This window comes from Paraconexibacter sp. (assembly GCF_041602235.1).
Taxonomy (GTDB): domain Bacteria; phylum Actinomycetota; class Thermoleophilia; order Solirubrobacterales; family Solirubrobacteraceae; genus Paraconexibacter.
Map to the genome: position 1 here is coordinate 1 of NZ_JBFIGP010000104.1, position 11279 is coordinate 11279.

The following is an 11279-nucleotide window of genomic DNA, read 5'->3' on the forward strand; positions in this document are numbered from 1 at the left end:
GACCAAGGCGGCCGCAGGCCTCACCGCCGCCGCCATCGTGGCCGCCGGTGCGGTCGAGGTGGACCACGCCAGGAGCGTCAAGGTGGAGCGGGCGCCGTCCGCTCCGGCGATCGCCGCGGCGACACCGCCCGCCATGGCGGCTCCGGTCGTCGTCGCCAACGCACCCCAGGAGCGCCCGCCCGAACAGCGCCGTGCGGCGACTCCTCGCAGCGTCCGTGCCGCGACGGCGCCGCGTCCGCCCGCCCCTGCACCGGTCGAACCCGCCGCCGAGAAGGCGCCCTCGACCCCCGTGGCCGAGGCGTCCGCCGCCGAACCGGTCGCCGAGGCCGTGCTGATCAGCGGAGCCGCGTCGGAGTCCTCGGGTGGCGCCCCCGCGGCCGCCGGGTCCCGTGCCCAGACGGTCGCGACGCCGAAGTCGAGTCCCGCCGCCGAGCCCACGCCCGCGTTCCAGCCCGCGCCGGCCCCCGCACCCGCCCCGGCACCCGAGGCCGCGCCTGCCCCGGCACCCGAGCCCGCGCCTGCCCCGGCACCGGCGCCCGAGCCCTCGACCGGCCCCGAGCCGGCACCCGCTCCGGCGGCGACCCCCGAGCCGGCCCCCGCCGAGGAGCCCGCCGCCGACGAGGCTCCGGCCCCCGCGCCCGAGCCGACGCCCGAGGCGACGGGTGGCACCCCTGCCGAGCCGCGGACGACGTCGACCGACGCCGCCGAGCCGCAGCCGGCTCCGGCGCCCTGAACGACCGTCAGCCGACGCGGTCGCCCGGCGCCGCGCCGGGCTCCGGGTTCAGCAGCAGCACCGTGCCGTCCGCGGTGTAGGTGCCCATCACCAGGCACTCGGACCGGACGGGCCCGATCTGCTTGGGCGGGAAGTTCACCACGCCGATCACCAGGCGCCCCTCGAGCGATGCCGCCTCGTAGTTCTTGATCTGCGCGCTGGAGCGACGCTCCCCGATCTCCGGACCGAAGTCCACGCGCAGCTTCCACGCGGGTCGCCTGGCCTCGGGGAAGTCCTCCACCGCGACGATGCGGCCGACCCGCATGTCGACGCGGGCGAACTCCTCCCAGGCGAGGTCGCGGACGTCGTCGCCGGCGCTCACGGCCGCTCGTCCCCGAAGCGGAACGAGCGGTAGGGCGCCTTGAGGGCCCCGTTGCCGCCCACGGCGTTGGCGTTGGGCACGGCCTTGGAGCGCCCGTTGATGAGGGTGATGTCCGCGACCACGGTGGGCCGGTTGAGCGTGGACTCGTCGTCGTCGAGGTCGTCGTAGAGCAGCAGGCGCCGGCCGTACGCGGTGGCGCCGTCGATCTTGGTCTGGAAGACCAGCATGTAGCCCGGGTTGTCGTTGATCCGGGCGCGGGCCTCTCCGCGCAGGACGAACGCCGGGTCCTCGCGGGCCATGTCGTCGGCGATGCCGCTCGCGTACAGCGGCAGGAAGCCCGTCACGTCGCCGCGGTAGGCGGGCAACGTGCGCGCCCGGACGACGAAGCGCTGCGGGACCTCTGCCGACGGCGGACTGGTGAGCCGCAGACGCTCGCCGGGCAGGGGAGCGACCCGGTCCAGACGGTCGCCGTCGTAGCCGAGGTTGAACGCGAACGGGGCGTCGGTCATGACGACGCTGTCGAGCTTGGCGGCTTCCCGCTGGGCGAAGCGGACGCCCAGCCCGAGCACGACCAGCAGCGCCACGGCCGCGAAGATGGTGAGGCGGACCCGGCGGACGGGCCGACCGGTCCGGTCGGCGATGAGCTCGGGGAGCGTCGGGCCGAACTCGTCACGAACGAGGGAGGGCACCCCCGGAGTGTAGGTGGGCCGCCCCGACGGGGACTGCTCAGGGGCCGGGCTCACCGCCGACGACGAGCGCACCGTCGGTCGCCTGGCCGTCCAGCGCGATGAGGTACTCGCCGTCCGGAAGCCCCTCGACGTCCTTCGCCCCGGACCCTCCGGCCGGAACCGCGAGGGTGATCGGGCCCTTCGGCCCGGCGATCCGCAACGTGTGGGCGCGTCCGTCCTTGGACGTGGCCTTCAACGCGATCGTCAGGAAGGCCGGCACCTGGATCCGGGACGGCGTCACGCCGTTCCTGGAGATCTCGAACTCGGCCGGCACCCGGATCGCCTCACCGTCGGCGGGCCCGATCTCGGTGGTCGTCGACCCGTCCGGACCCGTGACCGTCGCGGGTGGCGTGGTGGTGGTCGGCTCGGAGGTGACCGTCTGGCGTGGGGCCGACGTGGTGGGCGGAGCGTCCGTCGTCCGGGTCGCGTCGGTGGCCGTCGTCAGCGCCGTGATCGCACTGGTGCGTTCGTCGTCGCCGCAGGATGCAAGCGCACTCGACGAAAGGACGATCACGGCACAAAAAGCACAAGCGCGCAGACGCCGACGTCCGATACCCGGGGTGTCGCTGGACTCCTTCCACTTCACGTCACGCATATGTCTACCTCTCTCCATGGTCAACACCTCATCCACTATGACGCCGAGCGCCGACGTCTGTGGCTCGCGGGGCAGCGCTGCCACCACGGCGCGACCGGCGCCCTGCTGACGGGCATGGCGACGGTCGGGATGCTCGCCGCCCGCCTGCGGCCGACGGGGCTCCTGGCCCTGGCCATGACGGGCAGCGCGCTCATGGCCCACGACTGGCACGACCGCCGGATCTGGTTCGAGCGCGGCTGGCAGAACCAGCCGTAGCCCGGCGCCCGTCCGCGCGTCCCCGGCGCCTCAGCCGCCGATCGAGAACATCGCCTCGAGGTCGTGGCGGGAGAACGCCTCGAAGGCGACCATCGTCTGCGTGCGGCTGACGCCCGGGAGCTGCAGGAGCTCGCCGGTGATGGTCGACGCGAGCTGCTCGTGACGCGCGACGCGCACGATCACCACGAAGTCCCACTCGCCGGTGACGGTGTAGGCCTCGGCGACGCCGTCGATGTCCGCCAGCGCCGAGCCGAGGTTCGGCATCGCGTCCCGCTCGGCCTGGATCAGCACGATCGCGTGGGTCACGCCGACCACCTCTCCCCCGGAGCGAAAGCCGAACGGCCGAGCCGGCGTAGCTGCATCAGGGTTCCTCCTACGGGTTCTCGGGGGCGGGGGGCGCGTCGGCGGCTTCGCCGGCGTGGAGCTCGCGGGCCAGCTGGAAGCCGACCGCAGCGCCGACGAGCATGCCGATCCGCGTCTCCTCGGCGAGGAGCACCCGGAGCGCCGTCACCCGCTGCTCGAGGTCTTCCCCGGAGGCGACGCGCTGAACCTCCTGCTCGTGGGCCCCACCGAACCAGCCGCCCTCCTGGAGCGCCTGCCCGAGGATCTGCTGCAGGGCGGGCGCCGCGTGCGTGATCACGTCCTGGGCGTGATCGAGGCGTCCCGGCTCGGTCAGCGCCGCGACGGCGGCATCGACCTCCTCGGCGGTGAACGTGCGGTCGGACGACATCGGGCCGACTCTACGCGGTCCTCGAGGTCCGGCCGCGCCGCCGTCCCGCGCGCCCCGGCGCGCCGTCAGCCACGGGAGCGCCGATCCGCGTCCGTCCCCTGCGCGGCGCTCCCCGAGGGCTCGGGTTCGCGGGCGTTGAGCTCCCGCGCCACCTCCACGACCGCCCCGTCGTCGAAGAAGTCGGTGGCGATCAGGTTGACGGTGCGGCCCCTGACCTCCTCGCAGTGGGCCACCCGGTCCAGCAGGGCGCGGCGCGTCGACGCGCGCGCGTTCTCCGAGCGCGGCGGCGGGAAGCGGTCGATCCAGTGGTTCATCATGAACAGCGGCCGCGACGAGTCGCCGCGGTTGGGCGCGCAGGAGAACTCGCCGGCCTTGCGGGCTCCGAGCGGCGTGTCCTGCACGATGTCGTAGGCAGGGTGGTACCAGTCGTAGGCACCGCCGTTGCGTTCGGTCAGCACGATCACCCGGTCGCCCTGCCGCAGGAGCTCTCCCAGCGTCGGCATCGGCTCCTGCGGGTCGAGGACCGCGAGCGTGTCCAGCAGGTTCGCCCGGCGGAACGCCGCTGCGACGAGCCCCGGCGACACGCTCGGCTCCAGATGGACCACCACGATCTCCCCCGGGCGCCGGTTGAGGAAGTCGTGGAGCACGTCGAGCTGCGCGACGAACGACTCCGAGCCCAGCTCGCAGAGGGAGTGACAGAGGTACACCCCGCGCCGCCCGCTCAGCGAACCCAGGCCGACCCGTCCGCCCAGCCGCTCGGCCGCGCGCAACGCGTCCCGGCTCAGCTCCGCGGCCACCCTGTTGCGCGAGGTGCCGTCGGCCTCCAGGTCCGTCCTCACCCGGCCCTCCCCGTCGTCGACGCCGTGGTGCGGGTCGAGCATCAGCAGACGGATCCCGGCCTCCAGCTGGTCCTCGATCCCCACCCGCTGGTTGGCGAAGAGCCAGCCGGGTTCCAGCGCGGCCGAGAAGGAGTTGTGGGTCCCCGGGAAGACGACCTGGTCCAGGCGCCTGTCGCACAACGCCCGTGAGCCGTTGCAGCCGACCGCCGTCGCCTGCTCGGGGCTCGCGGGCTCCAGCGATGCGCGCTCGCCGGACGGCACGGACGCCCCGACGATCGCCCCCGCCCCGGCGATCCCCACCAGCAGCACCATGGCCGCCGTGATCCACGGCGTCCAGCCCCGGGAGCGACGCGCGGCGACCGGCCCCCTGCCCGTCCCGGCGGGCATCGCCGCCCTGATCCGTTCGGGGATCAGCGCCAGCAGCTCGCCGGTCCCGAGGTACACCAGGATGCCGCCGAGCAGGAGCGCGGCGAGAGGTACCAGTCCGAACGGCTGCCACAGCAGGAGCCCGCCCAGGACGAGGAAGACCATCCCCCGCGCCGTCCTGTGCACCGGGCCGCTCAGCGGGCGCGCGATCCGTCGGGCGAGCGCGGCGAAGCGCTCGCTGGCGCTGGTGGCCGTGACGCGACCGGCCGCCAGGCCCGCCACCAGCAGTCCGGCGACACCCACCGCCAGGAGCCAGTCCCGCAACGGGTTGAAGAAGATCCCCCACGCCGCGCTGACGGCGGCCCGGACGTCGGCGTCGGCGAGCTGCCCGGGCGCCACGGCCCCCGAGGCGAGGCTCGACCGCCAGAACGCCAGACCGGCGATCAGCAGGCCGCAGACGACTGCGAGCGCCAGCCCGCTGCGCACGAGCGCCGCCCGGGGATCACGCGCCAGCGCGATCCCGGACAGGATCAGGAGGAGCCCGACCGGCGGGAGGACGAGCGCCAGGGTCTTCACCCGGTCGCCGGCCCGCACGAGCCCCGCGAGCAGCGTGCCGTCGCGGATCGCCACCACGTCGACGTCCAGGACCGCGGGCAGCCGGTTCCCGAGCCCTGGGGAGGCGGATCGCAGGGCCGCGACGGCGAGCGTCCCGGCATCCGCGACCGCGAACGACACGTCGTCGTCACGGGTGAAGAGCAGCCGGTGCGTGTCGCGGGCGGCGACCTCGAACAGGTCGCGGAAGGTCTCGCTCGTGACGAGCGCCTCCACGATGGGGCGCACCAGCGGCCGGGCCGTGATGAGGTCCGTGCCGCCTTCGTCCACGAGTTGCGTGATGACCTGCTCGGCGACGAGGTCGCCGACCTCGGGGGTCTGCAGCGCCCGGGTCGCGTGGGTGACGAACGCCTCCTGCTCGACGACCTCCTCCCGGAGGTACGTCGCGACGATGCCCGACACCACCACGAGCACGCCGACGATCGCCAGCGCGCGCCCGAGCAGGCCCCTGCCGGAGAACCGGAGCCGACGCGGCGGCCCCGCGGGATCAGTCGTCGCGGGGGGCGACACGGTCGAGCATCAGCCCGGTGATCCCGCCGAGCACCAGACCGGCGGCAGCGGCGACGGCGTTCGCGTCCGGCGTCGCGATCGGCATCAGCGCGAGGACGGCGCCGATCACGAACGTCCCCAGGAGGTCGACGTCGTCATCGTCGTCCCCGCTGCGCCGACGCGCCCGCAGGACCGGGACCGCGTACGCCGCGAGAAGACCGAGGCCGGCGCCGATCCCGCCCAGCGCGATGGGGAACGACTCGGCCACCGCGGCGATCGCCGTGCCGCCGACACCGCACGCCACGAACAGCGCGACGACCAGGGCGGGCCCGTGACGGGCCTCGAGACGCCACCCGAACAGGCCGATCGCGAGCACGGCGGCGAACTGGTACCAGCCGTTCCCGTAGAGGAAGACGGTGGACGCGACCCGCCACCACTCGCCGTCGGGCGGGCCGATCAGCGCGGTGTCGGTGCGTCCCAGGACCGCCAGCACGATGGCGCCGATGGCCGACAGCGCCACGAGGGTGATCGTGACCGTGGGTCGGCGGAACTCGTCCCCGCGGAAGGCGTCGCTGCTGCGTCGGGTCCGCCGCGGCGCCCTGCGGGGCTTCGGGATCTTCGGCGGCTCGGGCGGAAGGCGCCGGCGTGCCGACCGCGGCGCCTTCGGCTCCTTCGCGTCGCCGATCTCGTCCCGTTCGATCTTCGGGGCGCGCTTGCGCAACCGCTGCCCGCAGTAGGGGCACTCCGTGATGTACGGGCTGACCTCGGAACCGCAGCTCTTGCAGACGACGAAGAGTTCTGGACTGCCGGACGACACGGATCTGAGTCTAGGGACCGGCGGGCCGGGGCCCGCGCGCAACGTGGGGTGGTCGCGGAAACACGCTGCTCATCGGGCGGGAACGGTCGCCTCCACGATCTCCGACATGACCTCGCGGAGGTCGTGGTTGGCCTCGTAGACCACGACTTGGCGCGCAGCTCCGTTGCCACCCCGCAGCAGATCGTCGATCCCGTCGAGGTCGCCCTCGGACCCCAGGTCCTGCGCGTGCTCCCGCAGTCGGTCCACCAGGCGCCGCGCGAGCTGCTTGGTCGCGACCCTGTCGCTGCTCGGGAGATCGACCAGGTCCCCGTCGAGACCGTGGCGCGCCGCGAGCCACTTGTTCTCGTCGAGCATCTGCCACGGGTAGTCGGTGAGCTGCTCCCCCGCCTCGTGGTGCTCGCAGAGCTCCTTGACCATCGCCTGGATCAGCGCCGCCAGCGCGAGCGTGTGCTCGACCCGCGTCTGGGAGTCGCAGACCCGGATCTCGACGGTCCCGAACCGCGGATGGGGGCGGACGTCGTACCAGAGGTACGTGTAGTCCTCCATCGCCCCGCTGCGGACCATGAAGTCGATCTCCCGGCAGTAGTGGTCCCAGTCGTCGTAGGCCGGCGGGATGCCCACGCGCGGGAACGCCCGGAAGATCGGCGTGCGGGTCGACATCAGCCCGGACCGGTCCGCCCGCCAGAACGGCGAGTTGGCCGAGAGGGCCAGCAGCACGGGAAGGTGGACGCGCATGCCGTTGGCGACGTGGATCGCCTTGTCCGGATCGTCGATGCCGACGTGCACGTGCAGGCCGAAGATCAGCTCCTGACGGGCCACGAACCGCAGTGCGCTGATGAGGTCGCGGTAGCGCGGGCGCGCGACGATGCGCTGGTCCTCCCACATCGCGAACGGATGGGTGCCGGCCGACCCGATGAGCAGGTCCTTGCCGGCCGCCGTGGCCGCCACCTGCCGCCGCAGCGAGCGCAACTGGACGCCGGCCTCCGCGGTGTTGGCGCACGGCTTCGTGGCGATCTCCAGCACCGACTCCATGAGCTCGGGTTTGATCTCGCCGTCCGGGGCGTCCTCGAGCAGGGATTCGATCGCGTTGACCAGGTCGTAGTTCTGGCCGTCGACGATCATGAGCTCTTCCTCCAGCCCGATCGTGTACTTCGGCCCGCCGAAGGCGTGATCCATGCGTGGACCCTACCCAGACGGCACCAAAGGACTTCACCGCGCCGTCGGGCGGGCGCGCGGTATCGTCACAAGACCCATTGAGAACTTGGAGGGACGCTCGAATGTCCACTGTGGAACTGTCCACCAGCCGCATCGAAGAGCTGCTCGGCGACCAGGCGCGATCGCTGCTCGACCACCAGTCGACGACGATCGACAAGTCGCAGCTCCATCTGCCCGGCCCCGACTTCATCGACCGCGTGTGGCTCGACAGCGACCGCACGCCGCAGGTCCTTCAGAACCTGTCGTGGCTGCAGGCTTCCGGGCGCCTGGCGCACACCGGCTACGTCTCGATCCTTCCGGTCGACCAGGGCATCGAGCACTCCGGCGGCGCGAGCTTCGCGCCCAACCCGGCCTACTTCGATCCCGAGAACATCGTGAAGCTCGCGATCGAGGGCGGCTGCAACGCGGTGGCGTCGACGGTCGGCGTCCTCGGGGCGATGTCGCGCAAGTACGCGCACAAGATCCCCTTCATCGTGAAGCTCAACCACAACGAGTTCCTCGGCTACCCCAACGCGTACGACCAGATCATGTTCGCGTCGGTGCGCAAGGCCCACGAGCTCGGCGCCGCCGGCGTCGGCGCGACCATCTACTTCGGCTCCGACGAGAGCCGCCGTCAGATCGTGGAGGTCGCCGCGGCCTTCGAGGAGGCCCACCGCCTCGGCATGTTCACCGTCCTGTGGTGCTACCTGCGCAACAGCGCCTTCAAGACGGACAAGGACTACCACGTGTCCGCCGACCTCACGGGCCAGGCCAACCACCTCGGCACCACGATCGAGGCCGACATCATCAAGCAGAAGCTGCCCGAGAACAACGGCGGCTACCCGGCGATGAACCTCAACGGCAGCTACGGCAAGACCCACGACAAGGTCTACTCCGAGCTCACGACCGACAACCCGATCGACCTCACCCGCTACCAGCTGGCCAACTGCTACATGGGCCGAGCGGGCCTCATCAACTCGGGCGGCGCCTCCTCGGGCGCGACCGACCTCGCCGAGGCCGTGCGCACCGCGGTCATCAACAAGCGGGCCGGCGGCACCGGGCTGATCTCCGGCCGCAAGGCCTTCCAGCGCCCCATGGCCGAGGGCATCGAGCTGCTCAACGCGATCCAGGACGTCTACCTCTCGCCCGAGGTCACGATCGCCTGACGCCCTCCGGGCAGCGTGCTTCGCCGACGGGGCGGTCCAGCGGGCCGCCCCGTCGTCGTCGCGACACCGGTCCGCGGTCGAGCGTCACGCGTCTGCAACGGTTCTGGCACGACGGCCGGGCCGCGCCCTACCGTGCCTGGACGATGTCCCGCCGCCGTCTCCTCCTGCTCCTGCTGACCATCGCCGTCGGCGCCGGCTGTGCCGGCAGCGACCCCTTGGGGCTCGACGGTCCCGACCAGGCCGAGCCGCGCGAGGGAACGACCCTCACCGCGCGGGTCATCCGGATCGTCGACGGGGACACGATCAAGATCCGGCGCGACGGATCCCGTGACACGGTGCGGCTCATCGGGATCGACACGCCGGAGTCCGTGAAGCCCGGCACGCCGGTCGAGTGCTTCGCCAAGGAGGCGTCCCGGGAGGCCACGCGCCTCCTGGACGGGGAGCGCGTCAACCTCGTCCTGGACCGCGAGCCACGTGACCGCTACGACCGCCTGCTGGCCTACGTCTACCGGGACCGTGACGGGCTGTTCGTCAACGAGCGCCTGGTGCGCCGCGGCTTCGCGCGAACGCTGCGGATCGCTCCCAACACGCGATTCGCGGAGCGGTTCACCCGGGCCCAGGAAGAGGCGCGCGACGAGCGCCTCGGTCTCTGGGGCAGGTGCGAATAACGGGTTCCGGGTACCCTGAACGCGGCTCATGCGTATGCGTCAGACCATCGCGGACCTCGAACGGCAGTTCTTCGAGGAGACCGAAGCGGACCGCCTTCGTCGCGAGGCGCTCGTCCGTCATGCCGAGAAGCGCGCACGCCGTCGCGAACTCGACCGGGTCCACCGGCACGGGAAGCTGCGGTTCGCCGGGCTCTGCCTCGTCCTCTTCGCGACAGCCGCGCTCGTGACCGTCGCGATGTTCGAGACGCTCTACGTCGTGATGGGCTGACGTCCAGCGCCTGCCGTGACGGCAGGTGGTGGCGGCTACTCCGTCAGCTTGGAGAGCGCGGTGTCGACTTCCTCGCGGAAGCTCTGCCCGGCGCCTGCCTCGATGGCCCGCTCCTCCTGGATCTCCAGGTAGACCTCCTTGCGGAACACCGGGATGTCGCGCGGCGCCTGGATTCCGATCCGAACCTTCTCGCCCATGATCGACAGCACCGATACCTCGATGTCATCCCCGATCATGATGCTCTGGTTGGACTTGCGTGTCAGAACGAGCATGCTGCTTCCTGCCTTCGTGGTACCCCTGCCGATGCCTGGCACTCTTGCAGGGTTCCCCCACCCCCGCAACACGCCACCGGCAACGCACTATAGAACGGTGTGTCAACGTCCGCGCTTGCGGCGCTGCAGTGGGTGCTTCCGATAGGTTGCACGTCCTATGGCACGCCGATCCCTTCGCCCGCAGCTCAACCAGATCCGCACCTGGGTGCAGCAGGGCCGAACCGACGCCTGGATCGCTCACCAGCTCGAGGTGACCGTCCAGCAGATCGCCGCTTTCAAGCGCGACAACGACCTCGCTCCCGGGGAGCCCACCGACAACGACGTCGACACCGACCTGCTGGAGGACGAGTTCAGCCTTCGCGCCCAGGACGACGCCCGGATCGCCGAGGAGCTCGAGGCGGCCGAGGAGGAGCGTCGCAAGAAGGAGGCCGAGGAGGCGGAGCGCAAGGCCGAGGAGGCCAAGCGCAAGGCCGAGGCCGGTGAGGACGAGGACTCCGAGGACGACGACGAGGACCGCCCGGCCCGTCGACGCGGCCGTCGCGGCGGTCGCGGCCGCCGGCGCGGCAAGTCGACCGGCCCCTACGAGGGCACGTTCGAGCACGGCGAGGAGGGCTACGGCCTGTGGCTGGACCCCGCGGTCCAGGACAACGCGGTGTACGCCGAGCACTGGGCCGGTCACCGCGCGATCGCGGTCGCGATCGAGGAGGACCAGATCGTGATCCGCCGGGTCGGCGACAGCTCCGACGACGAGGACTGACCCGCTCCCGGTGGAGGTCGAGCGCGCGCTGGCCTTCCTGCGCGCGCTGACGCTCGCCGGCGCCGCGGAGCACCAGGACGTTCCCGCGGGAACGCTGCTGCGCAGCCCCGCCGAGCCGCAGGCCTACGTGGCCAACCAGCTGCTGGTGGACGACGGCGGGGCCCTCGACGCGCGGACCTGCATCGACCTGCTGGACGACCTGCAGCGCGGGCTCGGGCACCGGCGGGCGTACGTCCAGGACGACGCCACCGGCGAGCGGCTGTGCAGCGCACTGCGCCCCTACGGCTGGGGCGGCGGCGCCGAGGTCGTGATGGCGCTTCCCCCGGGCGCGGTCGTGGAGCGGTCGGACGCGGTGGCCGCCGACACCGATCGCCTGCAGGCGATCGTCGCACGGACCGACACGGAGGCGGGGCTCCCGGTGTCGGTCGC

At 72.3% G+C, this 11279-nt stretch carries 14 protein-coding genes and 2 pseudogenes; 7 read left to right on the plus strand and 9 right to left on the minus strand.

Annotated elements, in window-relative coordinates; all coding sequences use genetic code 11:
• Positions 1-733, plus strand: a pseudogene (locus tag ABYE80_RS10230) (hypothetical protein); the annotation flags it as partial.
• A 7-nt stretch (positions 734-740) separates the two neighbouring features.
• On the opposite strand, the gene ABYE80_RS10235 reads toward ABYE80_RS10230, so the two are convergent.
• From ABYE80_RS10235 to ABYE80_RS10245, 3 genes are read right to left on the minus strand one after another with little or no spacing between them, the layout of a single operon-like run.
• A complete protein-coding gene (locus ABYE80_RS10235) occupies positions 741-1094 on the minus strand; it encodes a tRNA-binding protein (protein ID WP_372790175.1) in 354 nt (117 codons plus the stop codon).
• A complete protein-coding gene (locus tag ABYE80_RS10240) occupies positions 1091-1783 on the minus strand; it encodes a hypothetical protein (RefSeq protein ID WP_372790176.1) in 693 nt (230 codons plus the stop codon). Before ABYE80_RS10240 ends, ABYE80_RS10235 begins: the two co-directional genes overlap by 4 nt.
• Positions 1784-1820: 37 nt before the next feature.
• A complete protein-coding gene (locus tag ABYE80_RS10245; protein WP_372790177.1) occupies positions 1821-2417 on the minus strand; it encodes a hypothetical protein in 597 nt (198 codons plus the stop codon).
• Here ABYE80_RS10245 and ABYE80_RS10250 point away from each other — a divergent pair, their 5' ends adjacent.
• Complete coding sequence (locus ABYE80_RS10250; RefSeq protein WP_372790178.1) at positions 2418-2672, plus strand: hypothetical protein; 255 nt, start codon at positions 2418-2420, stop codon at positions 2670-2672.
• A 30-nt stretch (positions 2673-2702) separates the two neighbouring features.
• Here the strand turns inward: ABYE80_RS10250 and ABYE80_RS10255 are convergent, their stop codons facing one another.
• From ABYE80_RS10255 to ABYE80_RS10275, 5 genes are all read right to left on the minus strand, one after another.
• The gene (locus ABYE80_RS10255; protein WP_372790179.1) at positions 2703-2978 is read right to left on the minus strand and encodes an Lrp/AsnC ligand binding domain-containing protein; all 276 of its coding nucleotides are present in this window, start codon (positions 2976-2978) and stop codon (positions 2703-2705) included.
• Positions 2979-3045: 67 nt separating this feature from the next.
• A complete protein-coding gene (locus ABYE80_RS10260) occupies positions 3046-3402 on the minus strand; it encodes a hypothetical protein (RefSeq protein ID WP_372790180.1) in 357 nt (118 codons plus the stop codon).
• Between the two features lie 65 nt (positions 3403-3467).
• Positions 3468-5729 (minus strand): hypothetical protein, encoded by a 2262-nt coding sequence (locus ABYE80_RS10265; RefSeq protein WP_372790181.1) that lies wholly within the window; start codon positions 5727-5729, stop codon positions 3468-3470.
• Complete coding sequence (locus ABYE80_RS10270; RefSeq protein ID WP_372790182.1) at positions 5707-6525, minus strand: rhomboid family intramembrane serine protease; 819 nt, start codon at positions 6523-6525, stop codon at positions 5707-5709. The genes ABYE80_RS10265 and ABYE80_RS10270 overlap by 23 nt, the downstream gene beginning before the upstream one ends.
• Before the next feature lie 69 nt (positions 6526-6594).
• Entirely contained in the window at positions 6595-7701 is a 1107-nt protein-coding gene (locus ABYE80_RS10275) for a carboxylate-amine ligase (RefSeq protein WP_372790183.1), read from the minus strand.
• 101 nt (positions 7702-7802) lie between these two features.
• On the opposite strand from ABYE80_RS10275, the gene ABYE80_RS10280 reads away from it, so the two are divergent.
• The 3 genes from ABYE80_RS10280 (at position 7803) to ABYE80_RS10290 (ending at position 9821) form a co-directional block, all read left to right on the plus strand.
• Positions 7803-8885: a class I fructose-bisphosphate aldolase gene (locus ABYE80_RS10280; RefSeq protein ID WP_372790184.1), complete on the plus strand. Its 1083-nt coding sequence runs from the start codon at positions 7803-7805 to the stop codon at positions 8883-8885.
• A 143-nt stretch (positions 8886-9028) separates the two neighbouring features.
• A complete protein-coding gene (locus ABYE80_RS10285; RefSeq protein WP_372790185.1) occupies positions 9029-9553 on the plus strand; it encodes a thermonuclease family protein in 525 nt (174 codons plus the stop codon).
• A 34-nt stretch (positions 9554-9587) separates the two neighbouring features.
• Complete coding sequence (locus ABYE80_RS10290; RefSeq protein ID WP_372790186.1) at positions 9588-9821, plus strand: hypothetical protein; 234 nt, start codon at positions 9588-9590, stop codon at positions 9819-9821.
• 35 nt (positions 9822-9856) lie between these two features.
• Here the strand turns inward: ABYE80_RS10290 and csrA are convergent, their stop codons facing one another.
• Positions 9857-10093 carry a carbon storage regulator CsrA gene (csrA, locus tag ABYE80_RS10295; RefSeq protein WP_372790187.1) on the minus strand — a complete coding sequence of 79 codons (237 nt, stop codon included), beginning with the start codon at positions 10091-10093 and terminating at the stop codon, positions 9857-9859.
• A 157-nt stretch (positions 10094-10250) separates the two neighbouring features.
• Between csrA and ABYE80_RS10300 the strand changes: the two genes are divergently transcribed.
• Positions 10251-10850, plus strand: a complete 600-nt coding sequence (locus ABYE80_RS10300) for a hypothetical protein (RefSeq protein ID WP_372790188.1) — start codon at positions 10251-10253, stop codon at positions 10848-10850.
• 10 nt (positions 10851-10860) lie between these two features.
• Positions 10861-11279: pseudogene (locus ABYE80_RS10305) on the plus strand (hypothetical protein); the annotation flags it as partial.